This window comes from Shimia sp. MIT910701 (genome assembly GCF_047126315.1).
Lineage (GTDB): Bacteria > Pseudomonadota > Alphaproteobacteria > Rhodobacterales > Rhodobacteraceae > Shimia.
The window spans coordinates 601,362-628,237 of the sequence record NZ_CP138953.1 but is presented as its reverse complement, the minus strand read 5'-3'; the positions used below and the strand labels follow the sequence as shown (position 1 = coordinate 628,237).

The window sequence follows — 26,876 nt, the reverse complement described above, 5'->3', positions numbered from 1 at the left end:
CACTTTTTTCAAGACTATGCGTTCGCGGGGTTAAGACTGATGTAATGGATTGTCACCTTTTCCAATTGCAGAGGCGTTCATGGCGGCATCAACTTTTGCCCGCGGCCAAATCACTTCGACAACAGCGCCGCGCGGGCCGGTTTCGGCGGACCTGTCTCCTAGTGTGCTGATTCCGTTGGCAAAACTTATCTCAGCGCCGGACCGTTCCAGCAGTGTCTTGGCAATAAATAGACCAAGACCCATACCCTCATACCCAGGACGCTTCTTAATGTCCCTCGCCGATTTACGATAGCGGACGAAAGGATCGCCAATTCGCCCAATAAGGTGTGGTGGATACCCAGGGCCGTCATCCAGAATACGGACAGAGACCGACTCAGTTGAACACTCGGTTTCAACCCAGACAGAGGTTTTGGCAAAATCGACCGCGTTTTGAATCAGGTTGCGCAGGCCGTGAATTATTTCTGGGCGGCGCAGGATTTCCGGTCCGTCCAGCAGGTCAAAATGGTCAAAGATGATCTCTTTTCCCCGCCCCATGTGAGGTTCGGCGGCTTCTTCGATCACAGTGGACAGAGGCGCTTTTCGCAGGTGCAAGTCGTCCTTCCCGGCGCGCCCCATGGAGCGCAGGATGTCTCGGCAGCGGTCGGCTTGTTGACGGATCAATGCAGCGTCTTCGTAGAGGTCTGAGTTATCCTCCAACTCTTCCATCAATTCCGCACTGGTGAGTTTGATCGTTGCCAAAGGCGTGCCCAACTCATGAGCCGCTGCGGCCACAACGCCGCCGAGGTCAGTGAGTTTTTGTTCGCGGGCTAAGGCCATCTGAGTGGCGGCCAGAGCCTCACCCATGGAGGACATTTCAGACACAACCCTGCGGGAGTAGAGCGACGAGAAAAACAAGGCGATGACAATTGCGGCCCAGTTGCCAAAGAGGAAGACATCCGGCACGCGCAGGATGAAAAAGTTCTGCGTACGTAAGGGGATATGAAACTCCAGCAAGGCAGTGACTAATACGATGGTCAGACCGCCCAGAAATAGGGCTGAGCGGATTGGCATTAAGGAAGCGGCGATGGAGACAGGCGCAACAACCAGGAAGGAAAACGGGTTGTGCAACCCACCGGTCAAAAACAGCAGGAAGCCGAGTTGCAATACGTCAAAGAGCAACATCGCCATGTTCTCTTTTTCGGTGAGCAACCTGTTTTCGGGGAAGACAAAGGTCGCGATCAGGTTGCCGGTGACCGAGACGCCAACCGCCATGTAGCAGAGCCCATAGTACAGCTCTAATCCGAAGCCGAATTGCGCCACCAGAAGCGCAACAATCTGGCCGCAAATGGCAATCCAGCGCAGCATGATGAACGTGCGCAGGCGGATCCAGTTGCTGCGACGATTTGTATTAAGCAATGCGCCTGACAAATCCGTCATTTTGGGGCCTTTCCGCTTGTGTCTTTGCGCAACCTTGATAGGTCTCAACGCCAACTCCCGCAACTAAACTTGATGAGGTTTGAGATGGTTCGGATGGTGGCGGCTGTGGCCGCGTTTGTAGCGATCTTTGCACTTGCTGGCATGTGGTATGTGAGCCGTGGCAGCGGTGATGGCGATCAGTTTGCGCAATGCCGTCAAGGTCAGGTTGCCGGTGGCACCAGCGCGATTGGGGGGCCGTTTGAGCTGGTGAACGGGGACGGGGAAACTGTCACGGACAAGGATGTTTTGACCGAACCGTCACTGGTCTATTTTGGCTATACGTTCTGCCCGGATGTCTGTCCGTTGGACAACACGCGGAACGCAGAAGCTGTTGATATTCTTGAAGCAGACGGCAAGATCGTGACGCCTGTGTTCATCACCATCGATCCGGAGCGGGATACGCCGGAAGTGATGAAGGACTATTCCGGTTACGTGCATGAGCGCATGATTGGCCTGACCGGGTCTTTGGAGCAGGTGAAGAAAGCCAGCCAGGCCTACCGCACCTACTACAAGAAACAGGCGCCGGAAGATGGCGATGACGAGTATTACCTCGTGGATCACTCGACCTTCACCTATTTGACGCTGCCTGAGCACGGCTTTGTTGAGTACTTCCGCCGCGATGTGACTCCTGAAAAAATGGCCGAAACGGTCGCCTGTTTCGTAGACAATATTTAGTGGCATTGGGTCTGTTTGACCCAACACACCAGGGACGCTAATACTTGTCCAAACACGCAGTGGGGAACAGGCACATGACGGAAAACGCGCTGTCGGAGATCGGGCCGGACAAATCACTTCTGTTGGTAGATGACGACGAGCCGTTTCTGCGCCGTCTTGCTAAGGCCATGGAAAAACGCGGTTTTGAGGTGGAGACGGCCGGGTCCGTTGCGGCCGGGCAAGCGATTGCCACAGCCCGTCCACCTGCCTACGCCGTGGTGGATCTGCGGCTTGGTGATGGCAATGGATTGGACGTTGTTGAGGTCATTCGTGAAAAACGGGCGGACAGCCGAGTTGTGGTGCTGACGGGCTATGGCGCGATTGCGACTGCGGTGGCTGCGGTGAAAATTGGGGCGACCGATTACCTCAGCAAACCAGCGGATGCGACGGATGTGATGAATGCGCTTTTGAGCGGGCCGGATGAGCTGCCACCGCCGCCGGAAAACCCGATGAGTGCGGACCGTGTGCGCTGGGAGCATATCCAGCGGGTCTATGAACTCTGTGATCGGAACGTGAGCGAAACCGCACGTCGGCTGAACATGCACCGTCGGACGTTGCAGCGGATTTTGGCGAAGCGCTCGCCGCGTTAAGACCAGATCGGAGCGCGTCCAAAACAACGTCGGTATCGTGTCGGTATCACGACTGTTTTGCGGAGGTGCGCCAAGTGTTAACAAACCCGGCCCAAGTGGCCGGGTTTGATGCGTTTTGGGGAATTGATTGGCTGACCAATCGATCCGGTTCGGGGATTGGCACCATCCAGAATGGTTGCCTTCCCGTGACATCAGATACAGCCCGAAAACCCAAAACGTGAAAAACCCGGCCACACTGGCCGGGCAGTGGGTTCCAAAAGAACCGGAACGTCCCTCCCAGGAGAGGGGACGATTATCGTGGGGTTATGGTTTAGGCGGCTTTGTCCGCCAGCATCTCGTCCACAATGGCCACAGCCACATCCGCCGGGCTGCAATCCATGGTTTTGGCGCGGGCAAAGATGCGGTCGAGCGTGTTTTCCACCGCGGCCAGCTTCTCGTCGACATACGCGGCCCGGTTGTCGATGGCGAGCACTTCGGTGGCAACGTTGATGATACCGCCCGCGTTGGCGACGAAGTCCGGCGCATAGAGGATGCCGCGCGCATGCAGGCGGGCACCGTCCTCAGCGGTGGCCAGCTGGTTGTTGGCGCCGCCGCAAACGGCTGTGACGTTGAGCTTGGCAATGCTGTCCGCGTTCAGGATGGCGCCAATCGCGCAGGGGGCAAAGATGTCTGCCTTCACGGTCAGAATCTCATCTGGGCCAGCGGTTTGGGCGTCGTATTTTTGTGCAAGTTCTGCGACGCGTTTGGCATTGATGTCTGCCAGGATCAGCTTGGCGCCAGCCTTGTGCAGGAAGTCGCAAAGATAAGTGCCAACGTGACCCAGGCCCTGAATGGCGACGGTGCGGTCGGTCAGATCTTCGCTGCCAAATTGATGTTTGGCGGTGACTTTGATCGAGTCAAAGATGCCGCGCGCCGTGATTGGGGAGGGATCGCCGGAGGCGTGTGGGCCGTCTGGCAGGCCAGCGACAAATTTGGTTTCGGTGGCCAAAAGCGCCATGTCCGATGGGCTCATGCCCATGTCTTCGGCGGTCCAGTAGTCGCCTTCGAGCGTGTTGATGGCGCGGGCGAAGGTCAGCAGCTGTGCGGAGGTTTTGGCCGAGGCGTCGCCGATGATGACGGCCTTGCCGCCACCCAAGGGCAGGCCCGCGGCGGCGTTTTTGTAGGTCATGCCCTCGGACAGGCGCAGCGCGTCGGTCAAGGCCGCGTCTTCACTCTCGTAAGGACGCATCCGTAGGCCACCCGCGGCCGGGCCAAGTTTGGTCGAATGCACCGCAATAAAACCGGTGAGGCCAATGCTGGCGTCATGTACGCGCAAAACGGTTTCATGGGTTGGTGTGGCCAGGCGGGTGATTTGCATTGGACGTTTCCTTTGTTCTTGTCGCTGTGTCCCAGGCGCGAAGTGGCGGCAAATTGACACAGGATGGACAGAGGTTTTCTCCAAATGCACCTATGCGGACGGGTGAATTCTGGAGATAATGCGTCGAATATGGTTAATTTTTGGAGATTTTCCCTATGGATGCCATTGATCGTAGAATCGTGAGAGCGTTGCAGTTGGACGGGCGCATGAAGATTGGGGAGCTGGCAGAGCAGGTCGGTCTGTCGGCCACGCCCTGTGCGCGGCGGTTGGAGCGGCTGCAGGCGGATGGGGTGATCACCGGCTATGGCGCGCGGGTGGATCCGCGTAAAATTGGCCTGCCGGTCACTATTTTTGTGTCGGTGGAGTTGGAGGCGCAGGGGGCCGACGAAATCAAAAACTTCGAGCGTGCGGTGAGCGCGTTTGAAGAGGTCATGGAGTGTTACCTCATGACCGGATCGCGGGACTTCTTGTTGCGCGTGGTGGCGGCAGATTTGGACGCGTTTGATGCGTTTCTGGAGCATCGGCTGATGAAGGTGAAAGGCGTGCGCAATATGCGCAGTAACTTCGCCCTGCGGGCCTTGGTGCGGCGGGACGTGTTACCGGCGATGTAAGCGTTCAAAGATCATACCGCTTGTGGATTTTTGACACTTCGGTGCCGTCCTCCAATACAACGCCGTTGTTGCGTTTGTAGTTTTCAAAGCCCCGGCTTTGGTAGTAGGCCAGACCGCCTTCGTTATCGGCGCGGATTTCGGCGTCCATCCATGTGTAGCCCATAGCGCGGGCGGCAGTCACACTGGCTTCAAAAAGTTTGGAACCAATGCCCAGACCCGTGCGGCCGGCTTTCACAAATGTGCCAATGCCACAGGCTTCGGGTGGCAGATCCCCCCAAGGGCCGATCCATTGGAACCCCTGAAGTGTGCCGTCGTCCGTCATCGCCACATGCCATGTGCTGCAGTCCTGATTGGCCATCAGCCAGCCTTCCAAGTCGGTGCGTGACATTGGCTTGGTGATCGCAGTGGTCCCGCCAATGGCGATGATTTCGTTGAGCAGGTCCGCGGTTTGGCGCAGGTCTACAGTGCTGCCTTTTTGGATGGTGATTTGGGACATGGATAACTCGATATCAGAGACTAAATTGGCCTAAAAGGCGGCCAGAAGGGATTCAACGCGGGTGGTGTAGTCGGTGCGGACTTCCACAGGGGGGCGCAGGTGGATGGACAGGCCGTCGATGATTTTCGGGTCTGGCACGCCAAACAGTTTGTTGGCCTCAGGCACGGAGAAGCCGGCGATCTGTGTGGCCTCCATCCAGGCGGAGATTTTGTCTGCCTTTTTGATGTGCGCCTTAAGCCGTTTGGGCGTTTCAGCAGGCAAGCCAAAGCGGATGTGGATTGCGGCCATCAATCGATCATCGAGCGTTTCATACCCCGGACCTACGGCGGCTTTCACCGGAGAAATCATGTCGCCAATCACATATTCCGGCGCGTCATGTAGTAGGGCTGTCAGGCGGGTTTTGGGCGTGGCGGATTTGTACATCCGACCATAAAGCTCTTCGACCAGCAGGGAATGCTCGGCCACGGAATAGGCAAAATCACCGTGGGTTTGGCCGTTCCAACGCGCCACAAAGGCCAGCCCGTGGGCGATGTCTTCGATTTCGATGTCCACAGGGGTGGGGTCCAGCAGGTCCAGCCTGCGACCGGACAACATACGCTGCCATGCTCGTGCCAAAGGGGTGCCTCCCGTTCACTTTATCCGAGGTGCAACAACTTGCTCCCTGCCTCGGTAAAGAGTTTATTGGCAGAGGAAAATTTGTGAAAGAACTCATTATGCTGTCCAAGGTAGCGCAAGAGTACCTGCTCATTGAATTTAGCGAAGACAACGCCGGTTGGTTGGTGCGATTTTTAACCAACCAATTCTTTGAAAAAGGCGAGACGTCATGGACCGGCAATGTAATTGTTTTGGAAATTGATGCGGAGACCCAGATTGTTACGGTTGCTGATCTGTTTTGTGAGAGACCGGATGAATTGGTACCTTGGAAGGTCCTCGTCGATTGGATCTATCAAGAGCGTGGACTCACGGGGCATTGAAGCCTATGCCGTGAGGGATTGGTTCCCGGGAGGTGAGCCAGTCTTGCCCGGTGAAATATTTTCCATTGAGTTGCTTGAGGGCTTTTGTGTTGTTGCCCAAGTGTTGTCTTACGAAGCTGATGCAATGGGAAGCTATCTCTGTGCCTTTACGATGGTGCCGCTGCACGAGCATAGTCACGTCGAAGAACTGGATCAGAGGGACGTGATTTCAGTGCAGTTTGTCACGGCGGACAGCTTTAGAATGCCGGAATGGCAAAGGGTCAGCAGCGCGCCGATTTTGCCAATTGAAAGCTTTGTAGACCTCCAAGCCGCGCGCAAAGTTGGGTTCATCGGCACAGAAATCTTTGGTGGACGTAATGTCACTAAGTTCCTTTGTGCCTGCTTTGGGCTCAGGGCTTGGGATGATTGGGCAAACCCGAAGTATCTGGACACAATGTTGCTCCCAGGCACACCCCGTCCACCGCTGGCGCGGATGAAATCGGACTTTGAACGATTGCCGTCATAGTTGGACGGAAACAACCGAACTCACGAGTACGATAACAGTGCCCATCAGCAAGACGGCAGGGATGAAGAAAGCAGACCGAAACATGGCCCTTAGTGGCGGGAAATTCATGACCAAAAACCTAACAAATAAAGGTTTCTTATACCTTGGTTACGAATGTCTTAACAGTCAGGGGAGTCTGACCTTCGGATAGGGCTGTTTGCTGCAAAATGAGGCGCCGCCACATTTTGGCCATATTTGAGGCGCACCCTATTTTGTAGTCGGGATCACGTGCTGCCACAAAACAACGTGATCAGGCGTGTTTTGAAAAAGCGCACCGCGATACCGACGTTACTAGCGAGGGGGGCACGTTTCTACATCGGCTTCCTCCCGCGTGTCCCCCTCTCCAAACCTCAATGTATTGCGCCCAATGGGCCAATCTGCGCGAGAAAGGAGAGCGCTATGTTTAAGAGAATAGTTGGAGCAGCCCTGCTGTTTGGCATGGCCGCAGCAGCCCCACCGGCGATCGCCGCCGGATGTGCGGACAGAGACCTCGTGGTGAAGCGTTTGCAGAGCAAATACGCTGAAGCCATGGTGGCTGGCGGGCTGCAAGGCAGCCACGACAATAAGATGACGATGCTGGAAGTGTGGTCATCAGAGAAAACCGGGACATTTACGGTGATCATGACCAATGCGCAGGGGGTGTCCTGCATCCTGGCCGCCGGAACAGACTGGTTTCAGCAAGAGGCGGTGCTGCCGCCTGAAGGAATCGAAGGCTAGTAACGTTGTAGAAAGGCCTTCTGAGTGTTATCTGGTCGCCAAAGCAAACCCGTAAGGAGCTGGGCGCAATGGCGACCGATTACACTGTTAAAGACATTTCCCTGGCCGAGTTTGGCCGCAAGGAACTGGATATTGCCGAAACCGAGATGCCGGGCCTGATGGCGCTGCGCGAAGAGTATGGCGATAAGAAACCACTGGCCGGTGCGCGCATTGTTGGCTCGCTGCACATGACCATTCAGACCGCGGTTCTGATTGAAACGCTGGTGGAGCTGGGCGCGGACGTGCGCTGGGCGAGCTGCAACATCTTCTCCACACAGGACCACGCGGCGGCGGCGATTGCCAAAGCAGGCATTCCTGTGTTTGCGATCAAAGGTCAGAGCCTCGAAGAGCACTGGGACTATCTGGACAAGAGCTTCCTGTTCCCGGAAGGCCCGAACATGATCCTCGACGATGGTGGCGATGCGACACTCTATGTGTTGCTTGGTGCCAAGGCGGAAGCGGGCGAAGACCTCGGCGTGCCGGGTTCTGAGGAAGAAGAAGTCATTCACAAGCAGATCGCCAAGCGTATGGCGGAGAGCCCAGGCTGGTTCACCAAGACCCGTGATGCGATCCAGGGTGTGTCTGAGGAAACCACCACCGGTGTGCACCGTCTGTATGACCTGGTGAAAAAGGGCGAGCTGCCCTTCCCTGCGATCAACGTGAACGACTCTGTGACCAAGTCCAAGTTTGACAACAAATACGGCTGTAAAGAGAGCCTGGTAGACGGCATCCGCCGCGCCACCGACACCATGATGGCCGGCAAAGTGGCGGTTGTTTGTGGCTATGGCGACGTGGGCAAAGGTTCTGCGGCTTCGCTGCGCGGCGCGGGCGCGCGCGTGAAGGTGACCGAGGTTGACCCGATCTGTGCTCTGCAGGCGGCGATGGACGGTTTTGAAGTGACCACGCTGGAAGACGAAGCGGCGACCGCGGATATCTTCATCACCACCACCGGCAACAAAGACGTGATCCGCATCGAGCACATGCGCGAGATGAAGGACATGGCGATTGTTGGCAACATCGGCCACTTCGACAACGAAATTCAGGTGGCGAACCTGAAGAACCACAAGTGGACCAACATCAAAGAGCAAGTGGATATGATCGAGATGCCATCTGGCAACCGCATGATCCTGCTGTCTGAAGGCCGCCTGTTGAACCTTGGCAACGCCACCGGTCACCCGTCATTTGTGATGTCCGCGAGCTTCACCAACCAGGTGCTGGCGCAGATCGAGCTGTTCACCAAAGGCGAGCAGTACAAGAACGAGGTTTACATCTTGCCCAAGCATCTGGATGAGAAAGTGGCGGCGCTGCACCTCGCGAAAGTGGGCGCGAAACTGTCCAAACTCAGCAAGGAGCAGGCGGACTACATCGGTGTTGGCACTGACGGTCCGTTTAAGCCGGAGCACTACCGCTATTAAGCTTGGTTGCTTCTTTTTGTGATTGCAAGGAACCGATTATTCGCTGCCTCTCCCTTCGGTCGAACGCGAAAAGCGGTGCTGCTTGCTAGGCAAATCACAAAAAGTCTAAGAGACTGAATTTGAGAGCGGCGTCCCGGATTGGGGCGCCGTTTTTGGTTGGTCATGTGCTGTCATTTTTGGAAGTTGACGTGAGGAAACATTGTCTGAGAGACTGAAGGGACTTTTCGAGTAATTTGATTTTTGGAGTTTGTTATGACGAGTACTGTCGAAATTTCGGCCAATGAATTAAAAGCTTGGGAGGCAATTTCGCTCAACGAAGACGGCGCGTTGCCTCCTGAAACAGATGACAATCATGGCCTGCGGGCTCGCACTCATCGCAGGCCAACAAGCGTGAACACCTCACTCTTGAGCCCGACCAATAAAGGTCTCAATTATTGTGGTCAGGCCGCCGCAGCGAGTGTGATATCGGCTTGGAACAAAGGTGGTGGGAAGTCTGCAGTGCAGATTTTGGACGACGTGCTTTCGCGTTTTCCACCGGATTTGAATGTCGGTGAATTTAATTTCGGAACTTCACCTAACAGGATAATGCAGATTCTGAACACCTATGGTTTGAAAGCGTCTTTTTTCAATATTCCAGTATGGCAAAGCGGCGGCTTCATGAACCCGCTTAACCAACCTGGTTGGCATGCGTACCGCTCGCAAATCGAGGGGTTCATGCACTCGGGGTACACGCCAATTGTTTTGGTTGATACAGGCATGTTGCCAAATCGAACCAATGATATTTGGTGGAGCTTGCATTATACCGTGTTGCAATCCACTGGCGGTGGCCAGACAACTCTATGTAATAGTTTTGGGAGCGACGGGCGCTACTCTGATGAACCTATGCCAGAAAATCGTTTTCACGAAGCGTGGGAAGCGCGCGCTTGGCCTATTCCGTGGCTGAAGTTTGCCACGATCATTGCATATGAGTAAGCCGACCAGATCTTGGCAGTATTAACTCACTGTCTGAGGAAGGTGGCTCTCGATCAAAGAGAGCCGTTTTTCCACTGCAATTCGCCTCGCGCAGGTTCCTTCGGATCGCTGGAATAAATCGCGATTTTGTTGCCGTCCGGGTCGCGCAGGTAGCTGACGTAAAAGTGCGGGCCGTAGTCGGCGCGGAAGCCGGGTGAGCCTTCGTCTGTGCCACCAGCGGCGAGGGCGGCGGTGTGCAGGCTGCGGACCTGCGCTTGGCTTTTGGCTTCAAAGGCAACCATGGTGCCGTTGCCAACTGAGGCGGTTTGGCCGTCAAATGGCGGTTTCACGTAGAAGTCGGGTAGCAACGGGCGTTGGCCTTCGGGAACAGGCAGCGCGTAGCTGAGGCCTTCGGGGCCTTCTTTCACGCTGTAGCCCAGAGCGGGCAGGACGGCGGCGTAAAAGCGTTTGGCGCGGGGGATGTCATTGGAGCCGACGCAGACGTATCCGATCATTGGGCGGTGTCCTGACTTCGCGCGGCGGTTTCCCACTCTGTCAGAAACCGCATGATCTCGAGGCTGTCGGATTGGCGTGGCGAGGGGCGTGGCGCTTCTTTGGCACCCATAGCCTGCGCGCGTTCGACCATTTTGGTTTGATGATAAAAGGCGCCGTGTTTGGTTTCGACCACAATATCGCGGGCGGGGCCGTCGTAGGGTTGCCAGATCATTTTGTTTTCCCCTGCGACGGGTAGCCATGGGTTGGTGGCGAAGCACAGCGTGCCTTTGGTGGTCACGATGGTGAAGGCGTGCGCCATGCCGTGGCCGTCGGTGCTGTGCAGGTTGGCAAGCACGCCGTTGTCAAAACGCACGGAGAGGCTGGCGTCTTGCAGGGTGCTGTCTTTGCCGATGTTGCCAAAAGCGGCGATGGATCGACTGGCGAAGGCCCCTTCGCCGCACATGGTTTGCACCACCAGATGCAAGAGGGAGACCGGGTAGCAGCCGAGGTTGTAGAGCGTGCCGCCACCTGCGGGGTTCACAACTTGCCAGATGTCGGCGGCGTAGAAGCCCGAGACGGAGCGCAGTTCGCCCACGGAGGGGTCGCGCAGAACGGTGACCAGTTGCTGCATGAAGGGGTGCGCGAGGTACATCAGGCCTTCGGCAAAGAAGATGTTCGCGGCTTGCACCGAGGCGATCAGCGCGTGGGCATCCTCCATCGTGGTGGTCAGTGATTTTTCGCAGAGCACTGGTTTGCCTGCGGCCATAGCGGCCTCGGTGGCGGCGCGGTGCAGGTGGTTGGGCAGGGCGATGTAGATCACATCCACATCCGGATTGGCGAAGAGCTCGGCTTGATCGGTGGTTGTGTTGGTGACGCCATATTGTGTGGCAAGCTCGGACAATGCGGCTTCGTTGCGGCCATAGAGCATTGCCACCGCGGAATTTTCACTGTCGCGGATTGCGCCCAGCATAGCATGAGAAATGAAGCCGGTTCCAAGGATACCCCAACGCAGCATCGCGTCCTCCTGTGGTGTGTAAATGCGCAGAGGGTCAGCCTAGGCAGCGATTCTTCAAATGACCAGCGGGATCTGTGCTAAGGGGGAACGGGCGCGGTCTTTCCCCTTAATTGACGTCTACGTCAACTGTAGGAAAGGTTTCAAGGACGCCGCGCAGACCACGAATTCAAGCGCATTTATCGACAATTGGGAGAATATCTGATGGGCAAACGGGACGAGTTGATCGCGAAATACGCAGACGATCTGAAAAATAAATGTGGCATCGAGCCAGACATGACGCTGTTGGAAAAGGTTACCATCGGCTGTGGTCCAGCGATTTACAACGACGATGCGTCCACCGTGGCTGGCTCCCAGCCAGAGGAACTGGAAACTGTGAAAAACAACTTCCTCATCAAGAAGTTGGGTATGAGCGATGGTCCCGAACTGATGGATGCCATCAACTCTGTGATTGAGACTTACGGCAAGTCTGAGCGTAACAAGTATCGGGCTGTTGTTTACTACATGCTGACGAAACATTTCGGCAAAGAGGCCCACTACGGGTAAAACCACCACTCGCGGTTTGGCGCGTCCGGGACCTGAGGGTTTCGGGCGCGTTTTGCGTTTGGTTGCGAAAGTGCTGCGGGAACCGCTCAGATTGTAGATACTTGATAATTGAACTGCTTGGTTCAGTTGGGCTACACATGTGATGTCGGGCTAGGATGGCCGGACCCTAAGAGATACAAAATCGCGTGTGGTGGTATGGGATACACGCGGGGTGCATAGGGGGTCTGGCTGGAGCGGAGACAGGCCCCCTATGTTTTATTTCCCAAAATGATTTCCCTGCGGACTGTTGGCGCGGCTCTTGTCTGAGCGGCGCCTTTTGTTTTTTCCGGGTGATGTGGCGTGGCGCTTAGAACAGCGTCAGAACCAGACCCATGGTGGCGCATCCGAGCGTGGCATAGCCGCCGTCAATCAGCATCAAAGCGCGTTTGCGACCGGCAAAGCTGTAATTGGTGACAATCCAGGGGGCGGCCAGAAAGAGCCCAACGCCAAGGCCCGCAATCAGCCCTGCACCCATGGCGTCGATCCCGGACAGGGAAAACACGTGACGCATCATGCCCGCAACAAGGACGGCGCAGAGGAAAGCGGTGATGTAGGGCAGCGGATCGCTGGCATTGGCTGGGCGGCCGGACTCGTCGGTCTCGATCTCGGCCGCTTTCATCCAAGGCTTGGCCAGCGTCATGTACCAGACCGAGCCAGCCACATATGAGGCCAGCGCAGCCGCCAGCACCGATAGAATTTCCATGGAACCCTCCCCGTTCATGTTTTCGGGGAGAGTATGACCAATTTTTTAGCTTTGAGAACCGCCGAGCGCGAGGATGATATTCCACTCTTCTTCGGTGACCGGCTGCACGGAGAGGCGGGAGTTTTTGACCAGCACCATGTCGGCCAGCCGGGGATCGGCCTTGATCATGTCCAGAGTGACCGGCGTTAGGATGGGTGCGACGGCTTTGATGTCGACGCATTCCCAGCGGTCGTCATCCGTGGTGCTGTCGAGGTGCGCCTCGGCGCAGACCTCGACGATGCCAACGACGGATTTCTCTTTTTGAGAATGGTAGAAAAAGCCGCGGTCGCCCACGGCCATTTCCCGCATGAAATTGCGCGCTTGGTAATTGCGCACGCCGTCCCATTCCTCACCCGCGTCGCCTTTGGCGACTTGCTGGTCCCAGCTCCAGGTGGAGGGTTCGGATTTGAACAGCCAATAGCGCATCAGCCCAGCACCTTGTTCCAGGGTTTTAGCTCGACCGAAGCGAATAGATCGGCGGCTTTGTAAGGGTCGTTTGCGGCCCAGGCCTCGGCTTCACCCATGTCGGCGACGTTCAAAATGATAAGAGAGCCGCACATGTCGCCAGCATCATCTAGAAACGGGCCAGCCATCATGATCGTGTCGCCAGAGCCTTTCAGATAGGCGACGTGCGCGTCGCGGTTGGCTTTGCGGATCTCCAGTGCGCCAGGTTTGTCTTTGGCGATCAATGCTACCAGCATGATTATTCCTCCTTGGGTGGTCTTGCCAGCAGCATTTCCATGGCGTCGCGGATTTGCAAGCCCCCATCGAGGATGGCGACGACGGCTTGGGTGATGGGCATGTCAACCTGCATGGTTTTGGCGCGTGCAAGGGACGCGCGGGCGGTGGCGGCGCCTTCGACGGTGATGCTTGGATCAAAGTCTGCGCCACGTCCCAGCGTGAGGCCAAAGCGGTAATTGCGCGATTGTTCGGATGAGCAGGTTAGGGTGAGGTCGCCAAATCCCGACAGGCCAGACAGTGTGTCGGTTTTTGCGCCCAGTGCCTGCGCCATGCGTTTCATCTCGGCATAGCCGCGCGTCATCAGGGCTGCACGGGCGCTGTCGCCTAGCCCGGCGCCAATGGCGATGCCGCAGGCGATGGCGATCACGTTTTTCAGCGCGCCGCCAAGCTCTGCGCCGACGGTGTCGGTGGTGCGGTAGATACGCAGATTGGGCGAGATCAGTCTCTGTTGCAGGGCTTTTCCGGTGGTTTCGTCGGCGATGGCCAAGGTCAGCGCCGTTGGCAGACCGCGGGCGATGTCGGCGGCAAAGCTGGGGCCTGTGAGAATGGCAGGCGTGGCGTCTGGCAGCACGTCGCGGATCACGGCGACCGGGCCAAGTTGGGTGCCGAGTTCGACGCCTTTGCAGCAGGCTATCAGGGTGCGACCGGAGAGTTCTGGGTGGTCCTCCAACAGGCCGCGCAGCTTTTGCATGGGCACCGCCAGCAGTACCACATCGGTGAGCGCATCGGCGAAATCGGCCGTCACAGAGACTGTTCTTGGCAATTCCACGCCGGGCAGACGTGGATTGACGCGAGTGGTCTGCATGGATTTGGCGGCGTCGGTATTGCGGGCCCAGAGGGTCACGTCGGTGCCGCTTTTCGCAAAGGCGATGGCTAGTGCGGTGCCAAAGGCGCCTGAGCCAAGAACGGAGATCATGCTTTGGCTCCTTTTTTGCCGCTTCCCAAAAGCGCGGGGGCGGTTTTATCGAGCGGCCAGCGTGGGCGGGCGGAGAGGTCCATGCCGTCACGGGCGCCGGTGTGGTAGCGCTCCAATCCAGCATAAGCGATCATCGCGGCGTTGTCGGTGCAAAGCGCCAATGGAGGTGCGGTGAAAGTCACGCCTTTGTCGGCGCAAACAGTCTCTAATTCAGCCCGAATGGCGGTGTTTGCCGCCACGCCACCAGCGACAGCGAGTAGTGGCTCGGATGGCGTTTCAGCCAGATAAATGTCCAGCGCGCGGCGGGTTTTCTCGGCGAGCACATCGACAATAGCGGCCTGAAAGCCGGCGCACATGTCGGCGCGGTCTTGCACTGGCAGGCCGCCTTTCTCAGCGATGATGGCATCGCGCTGGCGCAGGAGGGCGGTTTTCAGGCCTGAGAAAGACATGTCACAGCCGGGACGATCCAAAAGTGGGCGCGGGAAGCGGAAGCGTTTGGGATCGCCTTTGGTGGCTTCAGCTTGCACGGCGGGGCCGCCGGGTTGGGGCATGCCCAGCAGGCGAGCGGTTTTGTCAAAGGCTTCGCCGGGCGCATCGTCGATGGTGCCGCCGAGGCGGGTGAAGTTTTCCGGGCCATGAGCAATCAAGAATTGGCAATGGCCGCCGGAGACCAAAAGCATCAGGTAGGGGAAGGCCACTTGATCGGTGAGGCGCGGGGTCAGGGCGTGACCGGCAAGATGGTTCACGCCGATGAGCGGAATGCCCAGGCTTGCGGAGAGACCCTTGGCGCACATTACGCCGGAAATGACACCGCCGATGAGGCCGGGGCCAGCGGTTACAGCGATGGCGTCCACATCTTTCAGGGACACATTGGCGGCCAAGAGCGCCTCCTCAACGCAGAGATCCACTTTTTCGGCGTGTGCGCGGGCGGCGATCTCCGGCACCACGCCGCCAAAGGGCGCATGCAGGTCGGTTTGGCCATGCACCACAGAGGCCAGGATCTCGGCGTCACCCACAATGGGTTGATGCAGGATGGCGGCGGCGGTGTCATCGCAGCTGCTTTCGATGCCAAGAATGGTGAGCGGGCCGTCCATGTGTCACAGGTCCTTGCCGTTGCGCGGAGGTTTGTTGGCAGGTAACACCACAGGGCGCCTCAAACAACCGTGGTGGGCCTTATGGCGGATGTGACCCCTTTGATTTTGCTGACCCGGCCATTGGCCGATGCAGAGCGGTTTGCCGGTCTGTTGGCGGATATGGGGATCACTGCAGAGGTCGCATTTTCACCGGTTGTGGAGATTGTGCCCACTGAGGCTCACGTGGACCTGACCACTATCTCAGGCGTGATATTCAGTTCGCGCAACGCGGTGGCGGAGGTTGCGGGGCATGACATGCCTGCCTGGTGCGTTGGCGAGGCCACGGCGGCAGCAGCGCGGGCCAAAGGCTGGCGTGCAGTGGCGGCGGATGGCGACGCGGAGTCGCTTTATGCGCGGGTTTTGGCCGATGCCCCCAAAGGCCCTTTGCTGCACATTCGCGGCCAAGTTGCGCGCGGCGATCTGGCCTGGCGTTTGACCAAAGTTGGGATAAAAACGGACGATGTGGTGGTCTATCGCCAAAAAGCACATCCGTTGTCGGAGCGGGCAAAACAGACGCTAATGCGGGAGAATCCGGTGATAGTTCCCCTTTTTTCGCCGCGCGCAGCAGCCCAATTTGCTGAGCAAGGGCCATTTAATGCTCCGCTTCATGTCGTTGTGATGAGTGAGGCCGTGGCGGAGGCATTGGGGGAATTTCCGGTGGAAACAGTTGTTTTGGCGGAGAAAAAAGAGGCAAAGGCCATGGCAAATGCGGTGGCGAGACTGTTAGACGCAGGGTGACGCATTGAGGCGCAAGGATTGCTCGCCTAGATTGGTGCTGCATTTGCAAAAAACGGATTCGAAAGGGTGACCTGTGGGAACCACGGATAAATCGGACAAGCCAAGCAAAGATCAGGTTGATCAACAGGATCAGACCGATACGCAAGCCGACGCAGAAGATGTGGTCGAGGACGCGGAAATTGTCGAAGAGATTGCGCCGGATGGGGCGTTAGATGACAGCGATGTGGACGCGGCCAATGACGCTGCGGATGGCGATGAGTCTGATGAGGCTCCCGTAGAGATTGAAGAGCCCACAGAGGACGCGGATGCAGAAGTTGATGCCGGTGAGGCGGAAGGTTCTGAAGCGGTGGACGCCGAGTCTCCTGAAGAAGACCCGGTTGCGAAGACACCTGCGCCTGTGCCAACCGCACAGGAGGCAGAGCGCAAGGGTGGCTTTGTGCCCATGGTGTTTGGCGGTGTGATTGCGGCGGTGATTGGATTTGGCGGCGCGGTGTATTTTGGCGACCAACTTGGGCTGGGCGCGGATACGGAGGCGGCGCTCAGTGAGATGAACACCAAGTTGGCGGCGCAGGACGATGCGCTTGCTGCCTTGAATGAGACGCTGGCCAAGACAGTGGACGTGTCCAACGGCGCGCAGGCTGCCTCTGGAGAGGCGGCGGCTCTGGTTGCGAAGATGGAAGAGGTCTTGGCGGCCTATACCACCGAGCTTGGCACGGTGTCTGAGGCAGTGGCGACGCTGGAAACGCGGTTGACCGAGATTGAGAAACGCCCGTTGAGCGAGGGGCTCAATGCGGCGGCGATTGCGGCCTATGAGCGAGAGGTGAAAGACCTCAAGGATTTGGTTGCGGCGCAGAAGGCTGAGGCGGCGGAGTTGAAAGACAAGGCGGACCTGTCTGCGAAAGCAGCGCTGGCGCGTTCGTCTGCCACACGCATTGTGGCGGCGCTGGAGAGCGGTGCGCCTTATCGTGCGGCTGTGGTGGATCTGCGATCGTCCACTGGGGAAGGCGTTGCCGCGGTGCTGGAAGATTATGCGGATAGTGGCGTGATCACCCTGTCGGCGCTGATCGAAAGCTATCCGGAGGCGGCGCGCGGGGCCCTGGCCAAGGCGCGGGAAGACAAAGTGGATGCGGGCACCGGCAATAAGCTGGGCAATTTCCTGAAGACACAGTTTGGTGCACGCTCGGTTGAGGCGCGGGAAGGCTCCGATACGGATGCTGTGTTGAGCCGGGCCGAAGCGGCGCTAAAGGCGGGTGATCTGACCGCGGCGCTATCTGAACTGGATACACTGGCCGAGGGGCCAAAAACCGTGATGGCAGACTGGGTTGCGCAAGCGCAGACCCGGGCCGCCGCGACGCAAGCCGCCGAAGATCTGGCGCAAACCCTAAACTCCAACTGAGGGTCGTTTCATGCTCTGGTCCCTGATTAAAATTATTGCGTTTGTTGCCATCGTCGCTGGGTTGACCTTTGGCTCGATTTACCTGCTGGAAAGCGAAGGCGGGGTGATGGTCACCGTGGCCGGGGTGGAATACAGCCTTGGGCCGTTTCAGACCGCTTTGGCGTTGATTGCGCTGGTGGCTGCGGTCTGGCTGTTCATCAAGGCGCTGGGATTGTTGGTGGCGACGCTGAAGTTCCTGAACGGGGATGAGACCGCGATCAGCCGCTACTTTGACCGCAACCGGGAAAAGAAGGGCTATCAGGCGTTGGCCGATAGTGTGACCGCGCTGGCCTCTGGCGAGGGGCGCACGGCGATGGAGAAGGCGCGGCTGGCCGAGAAAAAGCTGCACAAGCCGGAGCTGACCAACCTGATTGTGGCGCAGGCGGCAGAGATGAGCGGCGACACCAAGAAAGCGGAAGAGACCTATAAGAAGCTGCTGACAGATGAGCGCACGCGGTTTGTGGGTATTCGTGGGCTGATGAAGCAGAAGCTGGAGGCCGGAAACACCGAGGTGGCGTTGAAGCTGGCGGAGAATGCCTTTGCGCTGAAGCCGCGCCATGTCGAGGTGCAGGACACGTTGCTGCGTCTGCAGACTGAGAGCAAAGACTGGAAAGGCGCGCGTGGCACGCTGAACGCGAAGCTGCGCCATGGCACCTTGCCGCGCGACGTGCATCGCCGCCGGGATGCGGTTTTGGCGCTGTCTGAAGCCAAAGAGTTGATTGCGGAAGATGCCAGCATCGAGACGCAGGAACAGGCAATTGAGGCAAACCGCTTGTCACCGGATCTGATCCCGGCGGCGGTGATGGCAGCACGGGGCTATGTGGCCAAAGGCAAGCCGCGCAATGCGACGCGTCTGATCAAGAAAGCCTGGGATGCGCAGCCGCATCCGGATTTGGCAGCGGCCTTTGCTGAGATCGCACCAGAGGAAACGCCAGAGGCGCGGATCAAGCGGTTTAAAACCCTGACCAAGAACACCGCAGCCCATGCCGAAACCAAGATGCTGATGGCGGAGCTGTATATTGCGGCGGAGGATTTCCCAGAGGCGCGGCGTGCGCTGGGCGATCTGGTGGAAACGGACGCGACGCAACGCTCGCTGACCATTATGGCGGCGATTGAGCGGGGCGAAGGTGCAAATGATGCAGTGGTGAAAGGTTATCTGGCCAAGGCGCTGAGCGCGCCGCGTGGGCCGCAGTGGGTCTGTGACACTTGCCACAACATTCATGCGGAGTGGGCGCCGACCTGTGACAATTGCCACAGCTTTGACACGTTGAGCTGGACCGCGCCGCCGGAGACCGAAGGGTTGAGCGAAACCGGCGCGGCGATGCTGCCGCTGATCATTGGGGCGCTGGAGGATCACTCCGAGGCTGAGACCGAGGACGCGGAAGAGGCTGATGTGGTTGAAGGTGAGGCGACGGAAGCCCCTGCGGAGGCTGAAGAAACTCCGAAAGAAGAGCTGAAGTCTGCCTAAGGCTTTTGTTTGAGAGACATCGAAGCAGCGTCGCCTTTGGGCGGCGCTGTTTTCGTTTTTGGCGTCAGGAAAACCGCATTGGGCTCACCGGGGAGAGGTCGATGTTCGGCGGTGTTTCGGAGATCAGATCCGCCACCAGCCGTCCGGTTTTGGCTCCGCCGGTGAGGCCCACGTGTTGGTGACCAAAGGCAGCGTAGACACCGCTTTGCCCAATTTCGCCCACCATGGGTAGGCTGTCTGGCAAGGACGGGCGGAAGCCAAGCCATTCTTCGTCGGTTTCTGCGGTCATGGTGGGGAAGACCTCGGCGACGCGGCGGCGTAACAGGGCCAGTGGGGCTTTGGATTTCTTCTCCGACAGGTCGCCAAACTCCACGATCCCAGCGCAGCGCAATCCGTGCTGCATCGGGGTGGCGACAAATTTGGCAGAGGCAATCATCATCGGGTGGTTGGGCCGGATGGACGGCTCTTTGAAGGTGATATGATAGCCGCGTTCGGTTTCCAGCGGCACGGTGAAGCCCAGCTTGCGCATCAAGGGCTTGGACCAGATGCCGGAGGAGAGCACGGCGCGGTCACAGTCAAACTGGCCTTGATCGGTCATCACGGCGGTGACTTGCCCGCCTGAAAGGTCAAAGTCGCGCACCTCGGTCTGCACAAACCGCCCGCCCATGCCGGTGAACGTGTCCACGAGCGCCTGCACGTAGCCAGCGGGGTTGAGGATGTAGCCGTGGTCTTTGTTGACGGCGATGAAGGAGGTTTGGGCGTCGAGGATGGGTTCCAGTTCCTGCACGGCAGGGCCTTCGATGATGTCGGGGATAAAGCCAACACTGGCACGCAGGTCCCAGGTGTATTTGTCGGCCTCAAAGGCGGCGCGGTCTTTGTAGGCGTAGAGGTAATCGGTGTCGGCAATGAAGCGTTCGGCGGCGGTGCCTTTGGCGAGCGCCTTGTGTTGATCCACGCTGTCGCCAATCAGGTCGGCCAGCACATGTGTGAAGCGGCGGGCGTCTGTGTCGTTGGCAAAGCCGAGGTATTTCAGGAACCACGGGGTGAGGCGGGGCAAGTTGGCCCATTTTAAAAACAGTGGGAAATTTGGGTTCAGGAGATAGCCGGGCGCTTTGGTCAAAAGGCCAGGCGTGGCGTTTGGCACCACGGCGCAACTCGCCAACAGGCAGGCGTTGCCAAAGGAGGCGCCCATGCCGGGGGTGTTCTTGTCCAGAAGGGTCACATTTTTCCCTGCACGCCGCAGCCAAAGTGCGGTGGATGCGCCCACGATGCCTGCCCCGATCACCACCACAGTTTGCGGCATGTTTTGTCCCCTCAATCGTCTTGGGGACAGTGTTGCCAAGGGCCGCGCAGCTTTGCAATCAGAGTTGTGAGATCACGTCTTTGAGCTGGGACAGTTTGATCGGCTTGGCCATATGGGCGTTCATGCCGCTGTCCAGACAGGCGGCGCGGTCTTCCGGCGCGGAATGGGCGGTGAGGCCAATGATATGGGTGCGGAAATCGCCGTTGGCCCCTTCCAGGCGGCGGATTTCGCGGGTGGCGTCCAGACCGTTCATCACCGGCATGGAAACATCCATCAGCACCAGATCTGGGTGGACGTCTCGGTAACACTCGACCGCCTGCTCACCATCACTGGCTGAGTGGTGCGTAACACCCAAGCGGTTGAGGAAAATCTCGATCAACTTCCGGTTGGTCTTGTTGTCGTCCACAATCAATATGGTCTTGTCGGAAACAGGTTTGGTGAGTTCCGTGGCAACGCGTTTTTGAGCCGTACCATTGGCTGGCTGGTTGTCATGTATTTCCAGATCCGTTTTCCGACGGGTGTTTGCTTTGTGTGGCGTGGTCAACGCTTCGAGAAGCTTTGCGGTTTGAACCGGCTTGATCACCTCGCTATCTGTGAAGTCGTGTTCAGACCCGTTCTGATGGATGGCATCGTCCATCGGGCGCAGCGCAATCACGCGCGTGTGCGTATCCCCTTTGATGTGGTGAATCGCGCGGAATAGGTCCTCTCGGTCCATGTCGGGCAGTCCCATCTCCGTCAGGACGACATCATATGGCACGCCGTTGGTTGCCGCTTCGCGCAGGCTTTTTAGCGCCTCGTTTGCGGATTCAAAGGTGGTCACCTGCCCGTGCCAGGAGGACATTACCTCGTTCATCACAAACAGCGCTGTCGGTTCGGATTGCAGCACCATCACCTTCATATCGTTGAGGCTGGCGCCATCGATGGGGAGAGACGGCAAAGGCGTATCTGGCTGCACAAGTGGCACGTTGAAGGTGAAGGTGGTGCCGGTGCCGACAGTGGATTTTACCCAGATGCGACCGCCCATCAGCTCCACAAAGCCCTTGGCAATGGCGAGGCCGAGACCGGTGCCCTGGTGCTTGCGGCTGTAGGAGCCATCGACCTGCGTGAATTGGTCAAAGACGGTGGCCAGTTTCTCTTCGGGAATGCCGCAGCCGGTGTCACAGACATCGACCTGCATGAAGGGTTTGCCGTTCTCGTCTTTGAGGGTGGCATTGATCAGAACATACCCTTCCTCGGTGAACTTGAGGGCGTTGCCAACCAGGTTGATGATGACCTGCTTGAGCCGGGACTCATCGCCCAGCAACGATTTGGGCAAGTCCGGTTCCACACGTGTGATGAGATCCACGCCAGCTTGGTACGACAGCATCTGGGCAGTGTTTTCCACCAGCTCCAGCGGGCGGTAGGGCTCGTCACGCAGGGTCATGTGACCGCTGTCGATTTTAGAGAAGTCCAGAATGTCGTTGATGATGTTGAGCAGGGTGGTGCCGGAGGTGTGAATGGAATCCACCAGACCCAGCTGGTTGGCGGTCAGGTCGGTGTCTGACAAAAGTTCCGTCATGCCCAACACGCCGTTCATCGGGGTGCGGATTTCGTGGCTCATACGGGCCAGGAATTGTGACTTGGCCCGTTCGGCGGTTTTGGCCTGTTCTGCGACCACCTGAAGCTCTGCGTTTTTGGCGTTCAGATCGTCGGAGGAAATCTCCAGTTTGGTTTGGGTGTCTTCCAGGGATTTCACCCAGGCACGCAGGTTGCCCAGCATCAGGTTGAAGCTGTCGGCGAGGCTTTCGACCTCATCGTTGGTGCGGATCACGATGGACTGGTTCAGGTTGCCCTTGGCGGCGCGTTCGGTGGCGCTGTTGAGGCGGGCCAGTGGCTCGGTCAGGCGGCGCGAGATCCAGATCGACAGCAGGATGCCGGTGAGGGTGAAGAAAACGCCAAACATCAGGTTGCGGCGCAGCACCAGGTTGACCTCGCGGTTGGCAGCAGTGCCGTCCAGATCGAAGCGGATGGTGCCGTAGTTCACATTGCCATAGATTGCGGGCACGGCCACCTGAATGCGGCCCTCTAGGTTGCGGATATGGGTGGTTTCGGAGGCGACGGCCTCGGTGACCAGCGGATCTTCGACGCGGCCCAAAAACAGTGCGTTGCCTTCGGACGAGCCGTTCACCAGCAGGAAGCCTTCGGGGTCGATGAAGCGCAAGGCTAGGATGTCGGGCTGGCGCATCAGTTCCTGGTAGATGATGTCGAGCTCCGCCGGGCGGCCCTCAAACAGGTACGGCAGCGTGACCTCTTGAATGAGAATGCCGAGAGAGTCTGAGCGTTCTGAGAAGCGGGTGTGAACCAGTTCCAGCTGCGTGATGGTGTTGAGGTAAATCAGGGTAGATACAAAAGCCCCGATCATCAGACCAAAATACACGGTCATGCGCCGCCCAAGACCGTAGGTCAGGGACTTGCGCATTTTGGACATGCGGCTGTTGGTTTTGTCGTCAGCTGCGGCCATGGTCAGTCAATTCCCGCGTCTTCGAGATCCTGTAGAATCTCGAATATAGGTGCAAAAGTGCGTTTTGATCCCGCAGCAAATTCATCAAATCCCGCACTGTTTTGAAAGCTTTTGAGAACCGCTCGACCGTCTTCGGCTTTGTTCATGGCTTTCAGCGTGAAGCGCAGTTCGTTCAATAGGTCCTCAGACAGCCCGGGGCGATGCATCAGCACGCTGCGTGGGAACCTATCGGAGATGGCCAGAATGCGAAATTCGTCTGGGCGTGCTTCCATAAGATCAAGGTAGTTTTTCTGGTTTGTGGCGCCGGCGTCGGCGCGGCCGGAAGCGACGGAGAACATGGTGTTCTTGTCGTTGTAGGTCAGGAAGTAGCCAACCTCGTCACTGGTATGCGGGGCGCCGGGGGCGCGAAGCTGTTTCAGGCGCAGCCCGGTGTTCAGCAGCATATGGGCCGGCAGGATAAAGCCGGACGAAGAATCGTAGTCTTCTAAAGCGATGCGACGACCAGCCAGGTCTTCCAATGAGATGACACCACTGTTCACATGGGTGAAGATCACCGAGTAATAACTGGCCTGCCCATCTTTCCAATGGCGCAGGAAAGGCACGCCGCCGGAGAGTTGGGCCACTTTGGCGACCACCAGAGGGCTGTCGATGAAGATGTCCACTTCTCTGCGGGAAATTGCCTCGGCCATGAGCTGGGTGCTGGGGTGCACCACAAGGCGGACTTCGGAGATGCCAATCTCTTTCAATTCGTCTTCGAGGTAGGTGAGAAGTGGCTGGAAAATCCGCATTTGACCGCGGATGCCTTCGTTGAGAGTGCCCAAATTGAGAGTCTCTGCTTGCGCCCAAGAGGCGGTCAGCCAGGTCAGGCTGAAGACAAAGCAGAGTATGTTCCTTCTAAACATGGGCATCCGGGGTGATTTACGACCTCCTAATGGCGGTATTAGGAAAGTCTAAACCATCGCTTAATGAATGCCGCGATCGGGCGAATATCTGCAAATATGCGGTAAATTGCCCACGAATTTTTGTAAAAAAGCTTTCCGGCGCTGCCCAGAGCGCCGGAGAAAACTCACATGATTCGACTTCGCAGTGCACCATGAACAAAGATTGCCGCGAAAAGTCTTTTCACGCCAGATATTTGCCAGAGTAACACCAATTTCCCGCATTTCGGGAAATGGTGCATTAGTGTGCGTTCTTTTCGATGTGCTTGATTGGTCGATTGCGGTAGAGCAGCGACTGCGTGTCGGCGAACACACGCACTTTGGCGGGATCGGCTGTCAGCGAGACCTGTTTACCTTTCAGGTCGCGGTGGATGCCTTGCAGTTTGCCAATCACCGGCTCTGCATCGCCTTGCGGCTCAAAGTAGAGCAGGGTCACTTCGCCTAGGGCTTCGGTGATGTTCACGGTGCCGGTGTAGATTGCATCGCCTTCGGTGGTGACTAGGTCTTCGGGACGCACACCAATGTTGACCTGCCGCCCCATGTCCTCCGGCAAGGAAGGCACGGAGGAGGTGGCCGTGCCCCCAGCATCCAGCGCGATTGTGGTGGTCGCGCCGGTGCCAGTAATCTTGCCGGGGAGGAGGTTCATGGCGGGAGAGCCAATGAATTGAGCAACAAATTCGTTTTCAGGCCGCTCATAGAGCTCCAGTGGCGTGCCAACCTGGGCAATACCGCCGCCGGCCAGCACCACGATGCGTGTCGCGAGCGTCATGGCTTCGACCTGATCGTGGGTCACATAGACCATGGTGCTGTCGGGCATGGATTCTTTGAGTTGGGCAATCTCGATGCGAGTGGCCACACGCAGGGCGGCGTCGAGGTTGGAAAGCGGTTCGTCAAACAGGTAGACTTTGGGATCACGCACAATGGAGCGGCCGATGGCCACCCGCTGACGCTGACCACCGGAGAGCTCCTTGGGAAGGCGGTCGAGCAGGTTGTGCAGCTGGAGTGTTTTAGCGGCTTTCTCCACGCGCTCGTTGATCTCTGCGGTGCTCATTTTGGCAATTTTCAGCGCAAAGGACATGTTTTCGCGCACGGTGAGGTGCGGATAAAGCGCGTAAGATTGGAACACCATCGCAATGCCGCGCTCGCTGGGCGGCACATCGTTGACCAAAGTGCCGTCAATTTCCAGCGTGCCGGAGGTGATGTGCTCTAGCCCGGCGATCATGCGCAGCAGGGTGGATTTGCCACAGCCGGAGGGGCCGACAAATACCACCAATTCGCCCTTTTCGATCTCCAGATCGATATTGGCGAGGACGTTCACCGGACCGTAGGACTTTGCAACGTCTTTGAGAATGAGATCAGCCATTTCCTTTGTCTCCTCCGGCAAAGGCGGCTTGCCACGCGGGCAAGGTCACCTTTGCGCCATCTTGGCTCAGGGTGAAAGGCGCATTGGTGTCGATGGTCCAGTCGCCGGTGGGCAGGTCGAAGGTTTGTTCTTCGTCCGAAAGGTTGAAGGCGCAGAGTACGGCTTTGCCGTCATGTTCGCGCACAAAGCGGATGTGGGTCTCGTCCGCATGCAGCAGCTCGTAGATGCCTTTCAGTAGCGGCATTTGTTTTTTGCGGAAGGCAATCAGGTCGCGGTAGAAGGTCAGCATGGAGCCGGGGGTGCCGTCTTGCGCCTCAACCGATTTGGAGAGGTGTTCGGCGCTGACCGGCAGCCATGGTTTGCCTTCCGAGAAACCGCCGTTTTGGTTGTCCGATTTCCACACCATTGGGGTGCGACACCCGTCGCGGCCCTTGAACTTGGGCCAGAAGCGGATGCCGTAGGGGTCTTGCAGGTCCTCAAAGGCCACATCGGCCTCGTGCAGGCCAAGCTCTTCCCCCTGATAGATGCAGACGGAACCGCGCAAGGACATCAACAAAGCGGCATAGGTGCGCTGGGCGGCGTCAGACAGATTCCAGCGGGAGCCGTGGCGTTCCACGTCGTGGTTGGAGTAGGCCCAGCAGCCCCAGCTGTCGCTGCCAAAGCTCTCGGCGGTCTGCATGATCTCCGCCACACGGGTGCCGGTTGGGTGGGCCTGACAGAGCAGGGCAAAGTCATAGGCCATGTGCAGCTTGTCGCCACCGCCGGTGTAGATCGCCTGAATTTCGCTGCCGCGCTGGCTGTCGCCCACTTCGCCCACAGTGGTGATGGCGTCATATTCGTTCAGCAGTCGGCGCAAGTCTTGCAGGAAGCCGAGGTTTTCCGGCTGGTTCTTGTCGTAAAGATGTTCCTGATGGTTGTAGGGGTTCACGGCAGGCGCGATGTTGTCGTTGCGCTCTTCAACCGGCAGGGCCGGGTTGTCGCGCAACTGTGCGTCACAGTAGTAGAAGTTCACCGTGTCCAGACGGAAGCCGTCGACGCCACGGTCCAGCCAGAAGCGGGCCACATCGAGCAGTTCCTGACGGACTTCGGCATTGTGGAAGTTCAAGTCCGGCTGTTCCGCGAGGAAGTTGTGCAGGTAATATTGCTGGCGGGAGGTGTCCCACTGCCAGGCCGGGCCACCAAAGATGGAGAGCCAGTTGTTTGGGGGCGTGCCGTCCAGCTTGGGGTCGGCCCAGACAAACCAATCCGCTTTGGCGTTGGTGCGGTTCGCGCGGCTCTCAATGAACCACGGGTGTTGGTCCGAGGTGTGGGACAGAACCAGGTCGATGATGATTTTGATGCCAAGCTCGTGAGCCTTGGCGATCAATCGATCAAAATCCGCCAGCGTGCCAAACATTGGGTCGACATCGCGGTAATCGGACACGTCATAGCCGAAATCCAACATCGGGGATGTGAAGAAGGGCGAGAGCCAGATGGCGTCCACGCCAAGCGAGGCCACGTGCGGCAGGCGCTGGATGATGCCGGCGAGGTCGCCAATGCCGTCTCCATTGCTGTCTTGGTAGGAGCGCGGGTAGATCTGATAGATCACCGCACCACGCCACCAATCGGGGTCTGTGATGAGTGCGGAATCCTGGGTCATGGTCG

28 protein-coding genes are annotated in these 26,876 nt (G+C 58.0%); 12 read left to right on the top strand and 16 right to left on the bottom strand.

What is annotated here, in order from left to right:
- Positions 1 to 30 precede the first annotated feature (30 nt).
- Positions 31 to 1,416 (bottom strand): sensor histidine kinase RegB, encoded by a 1,386-nt coding sequence (gene regB, locus SIB38_RS03015; RefSeq protein ID WP_412551316.1) that lies wholly within the window; start codon positions 1,414 to 1,416, stop codon positions 31 to 33.
- An 84-nt stretch (positions 1,417 to 1,500) separates the two neighbouring features.
- Between regB and SIB38_RS03010 the strand changes: the two genes are divergently transcribed.
- Together SIB38_RS03010 and SIB38_RS03005 are read left to right on the top strand one after the other, a co-directional pair.
- Entirely contained in the window at positions 1,501 to 2,130 is a 630-nt protein-coding gene (locus SIB38_RS03010) for an SCO family protein (RefSeq protein WP_412552014.1), read from the top strand.
- Between the two features lie 74 nt (positions 2,131 to 2,204).
- Complete coding sequence (locus SIB38_RS03005) at positions 2,205 to 2,759, top strand: ActR/PrrA/RegA family redox response regulator transcription factor (protein WP_164643671.1); 555 nt, start codon at positions 2,205 to 2,207, stop codon at positions 2,757 to 2,759.
- Between the two features lie 310 nt (positions 2,760 to 3,069).
- Here the strand turns inward: SIB38_RS03005 and SIB38_RS03000 are convergent, their stop codons facing one another.
- Positions 3,070 to 4,116, bottom strand: a complete 1,047-nt coding sequence (locus SIB38_RS03000; protein ID WP_412551315.1) for a Glu/Leu/Phe/Val family dehydrogenase — start codon at positions 4,114 to 4,116, stop codon at positions 3,070 to 3,072.
- Positions 4,117 to 4,271: 155 nt separating this feature from the next.
- Here SIB38_RS03000 and SIB38_RS02995 point away from each other — a divergent pair, with 155 nt between their 5' ends.
- Positions 4,272 to 4,727, top strand: a complete 456-nt coding sequence (locus SIB38_RS02995; protein WP_412551314.1) for an Lrp/AsnC family transcriptional regulator — start codon at positions 4,272 to 4,274, stop codon at positions 4,725 to 4,727.
- 4 nt (positions 4,728 to 4,731) lie between these two features.
- On the opposite strand, the gene SIB38_RS02990 is transcribed toward SIB38_RS02995, so the two are convergent.
- Both SIB38_RS02990 and SIB38_RS02985 read right to left on the bottom strand, forming a co-directional pair.
- Entirely contained in the window at positions 4,732 to 5,223 is a 492-nt protein-coding gene (locus SIB38_RS02990; protein WP_412551313.1) for an N-acetyltransferase family protein, read from the bottom strand.
- A gap of 30 nt (positions 5,224 to 5,253) precedes the next feature.
- Positions 5,254 to 5,817, bottom strand: a complete 564-nt coding sequence (locus SIB38_RS02985) for a hypothetical protein (RefSeq protein ID WP_412552013.1) — start codon at positions 5,815 to 5,817, stop codon at positions 5,254 to 5,256.
- 104 nt (positions 5,818 to 5,921) lie between these two features.
- Here SIB38_RS02985 and SIB38_RS02980 point away from each other — a divergent pair, with 104 nt between their 5' ends.
- The 5 genes from SIB38_RS02980 (at position 5,922) to SIB38_RS02960 (ending at position 9,884) form a co-directional block, all read left to right on the top strand.
- On the top strand, positions 5,922 to 6,197 hold the full coding sequence (locus tag SIB38_RS02980; protein ID WP_412551312.1) for a hypothetical protein: 276 nt from the start codon (positions 5,922 to 5,924) through the stop codon (positions 6,195 to 6,197).
- Positions 6,198 to 6,321: 124 nt separating this feature from the next.
- Positions 6,322 to 6,702 carry a hypothetical protein gene (locus tag SIB38_RS02975; protein WP_412551311.1) on the top strand — a complete coding sequence of 127 codons (381 nt, stop codon included), beginning with the start codon at positions 6,322 to 6,324 and terminating at the stop codon, positions 6,700 to 6,702.
- A 438-nt stretch (positions 6,703 to 7,140) separates the two neighbouring features.
- Positions 7,141 to 7,458: a hypothetical protein gene (locus SIB38_RS02970; RefSeq protein ID WP_168591227.1), complete on the top strand. Its 318-nt coding sequence runs from the start codon at positions 7,141 to 7,143 to the stop codon at positions 7,456 to 7,458.
- Between the two features lie 68 nt (positions 7,459 to 7,526).
- Complete coding sequence (ahcY, locus tag SIB38_RS02965; RefSeq protein WP_294115354.1) at positions 7,527 to 8,912, top strand: adenosylhomocysteinase; 1,386 nt, start codon at positions 7,527 to 7,529, stop codon at positions 8,910 to 8,912.
- A gap of 252 nt (positions 8,913 to 9,164) precedes the next feature.
- The gene (locus SIB38_RS02960; RefSeq protein ID WP_294115357.1) at positions 9,165 to 9,884 is read left to right on the top strand and encodes a hypothetical protein; all 720 of its coding nucleotides are present in this window, start codon (positions 9,165 to 9,167) and stop codon (positions 9,882 to 9,884) included.
- Positions 9,885 to 9,937: 53 nt separating this feature from the next.
- Here the strand turns inward: SIB38_RS02960 and SIB38_RS02955 are convergent, their stop codons facing one another.
- A complete protein-coding gene (locus tag SIB38_RS02955) occupies positions 9,938 to 10,378 on the bottom strand; it encodes a VOC family protein (protein WP_412551310.1) in 441 nt (146 codons plus the stop codon).
- Complete coding sequence (locus tag SIB38_RS02950) at positions 10,375 to 11,373, bottom strand: Gfo/Idh/MocA family protein (RefSeq protein WP_412551309.1); 999 nt, start codon at positions 11,371 to 11,373, stop codon at positions 10,375 to 10,377. Before SIB38_RS02950 ends, SIB38_RS02955 begins: the two co-directional genes overlap by 4 nt.
- 201 nt (positions 11,374 to 11,574) lie before the next feature.
- Between SIB38_RS02950 and SIB38_RS02945 the strand changes: the two genes are divergently transcribed.
- Positions 11,575 to 11,916 (top strand): DUF2853 family protein, encoded by a 342-nt coding sequence (locus SIB38_RS02945; RefSeq protein WP_294115363.1) that lies wholly within the window; start codon positions 11,575 to 11,577, stop codon positions 11,914 to 11,916.
- A gap of 346 nt (positions 11,917 to 12,262) precedes the next feature.
- On the opposite strand, the gene SIB38_RS02940 is transcribed toward SIB38_RS02945, so the two are convergent.
- From SIB38_RS02940 to tsaD, 5 genes are read right to left on the bottom strand one after another with little or no spacing between them, the layout of a single operon-like run.
- Positions 12,263 to 12,658, bottom strand: coding sequence for a DUF1761 domain-containing protein (locus SIB38_RS02940; protein WP_412551308.1), 396 nt, complete (start codon positions 12,656 to 12,658; stop codon positions 12,263 to 12,265).
- A gap of 45 nt (positions 12,659 to 12,703) precedes the next feature.
- Positions 12,704 to 13,123: an EVE domain-containing protein gene (locus SIB38_RS02935; protein WP_294115367.1), complete on the bottom strand. Its 420-nt coding sequence runs from the start codon at positions 13,121 to 13,123 to the stop codon at positions 12,704 to 12,706.
- The gene (locus SIB38_RS02930) at positions 13,123 to 13,398 is read right to left on the bottom strand and encodes a YciI family protein (protein ID WP_294115369.1); all 276 of its coding nucleotides are present in this window, start codon (positions 13,396 to 13,398) and stop codon (positions 13,123 to 13,125) included. The genes SIB38_RS02935 and SIB38_RS02930 overlap by 1 nt, the downstream gene beginning before the upstream one ends.
- Before the next feature lie 2 nt (positions 13,399 to 13,400).
- The gene (locus SIB38_RS02925) at positions 13,401 to 14,354 is read right to left on the bottom strand and encodes an NAD(P)H-dependent glycerol-3-phosphate dehydrogenase (RefSeq protein ID WP_294115371.1); all 954 of its coding nucleotides are present in this window, start codon (positions 14,352 to 14,354) and stop codon (positions 13,401 to 13,403) included.
- Positions 14,351 to 15,448 carry a tRNA (adenosine(37)-N6)-threonylcarbamoyltransferase complex transferase subunit TsaD gene (gene tsaD / locus SIB38_RS02920; protein WP_412551307.1) on the bottom strand — a complete coding sequence of 366 codons (1,098 nt, stop codon included), beginning with the start codon at positions 15,446 to 15,448 and terminating at the stop codon, positions 14,351 to 14,353. The genes SIB38_RS02925 and tsaD overlap by 4 nt, the downstream gene beginning before the upstream one ends.
- Before the next feature lie 81 nt (positions 15,449 to 15,529).
- Here tsaD and SIB38_RS02915 point away from each other — a divergent pair, with 81 nt between their 5' ends.
- The 3 genes from SIB38_RS02915 to SIB38_RS02905 all read left to right on the top strand — a co-directional run bounded on the left by SIB38_RS02915 (position 15,530) and on the right by SIB38_RS02905 (position 19,128).
- Positions 15,530 to 16,225, top strand: coding sequence for a uroporphyrinogen-III synthase (locus SIB38_RS02915; RefSeq protein ID WP_294115373.1), 696 nt, complete (start codon positions 15,530 to 15,532; stop codon positions 16,223 to 16,225).
- Between the two features lie 73 nt (positions 16,226 to 16,298).
- On the top strand, positions 16,299 to 17,621 hold the full coding sequence (locus tag SIB38_RS02910; RefSeq protein ID WP_412551306.1) for a COG4223 family protein: 1,323 nt from the start codon (positions 16,299 to 16,301) through the stop codon (positions 17,619 to 17,621).
- Positions 17,622 to 17,631: 10 nt separating this feature from the next.
- Positions 17,632 to 19,128: a heme biosynthesis protein HemY gene (locus tag SIB38_RS02905; RefSeq protein ID WP_294115375.1), complete on the top strand. Its 1,497-nt coding sequence runs from the start codon at positions 17,632 to 17,634 to the stop codon at positions 19,126 to 19,128.
- A gap of 64 nt (positions 19,129 to 19,192) precedes the next feature.
- Here SIB38_RS02905 and SIB38_RS02900 read toward each other — a convergent pair whose 3' ends face one another.
- From SIB38_RS02900 to SIB38_RS02880, 5 genes are all read right to left on the bottom strand, one after another.
- The gene (locus SIB38_RS02900; protein WP_366010650.1) at positions 19,193 to 20,446 is read right to left on the bottom strand and encodes an NAD(P)/FAD-dependent oxidoreductase; all 1,254 of its coding nucleotides are present in this window, start codon (positions 20,444 to 20,446) and stop codon (positions 19,193 to 19,195) included.
- Positions 20,447 to 20,489: 43 nt separating this feature from the next.
- Positions 20,490 to 22,931 carry a response regulator gene (locus SIB38_RS02895; RefSeq protein ID WP_412551305.1) on the bottom strand — a complete coding sequence of 814 codons (2,442 nt, stop codon included), beginning with the start codon at positions 22,929 to 22,931 and terminating at the stop codon, positions 20,490 to 20,492.
- Positions 22,932 to 22,933: 2 nt separating this feature from the next.
- Positions 22,934 to 23,833, bottom strand: coding sequence for a phosphate/phosphite/phosphonate ABC transporter substrate-binding protein (locus tag SIB38_RS02890; RefSeq protein WP_412551304.1), 900 nt, complete (start codon positions 23,831 to 23,833; stop codon positions 22,934 to 22,936).
- A 277-nt stretch (positions 23,834 to 24,110) separates the two neighbouring features.
- Entirely contained in the window at positions 24,111 to 25,232 is a 1,122-nt protein-coding gene (locus tag SIB38_RS02885; protein WP_412551303.1) for an ABC transporter ATP-binding protein, read from the bottom strand.
- Complete coding sequence (locus tag SIB38_RS02880; RefSeq protein WP_412551302.1) at positions 25,225 to 26,871, bottom strand: alpha-glucosidase family protein; 1,647 nt, start codon at positions 26,869 to 26,871, stop codon at positions 25,225 to 25,227. Before SIB38_RS02880 ends, SIB38_RS02885 begins: the two co-directional genes overlap by 8 nt.
- Between the last annotated feature and the right edge of the window lie 5 nt (positions 26,872 to 26,876).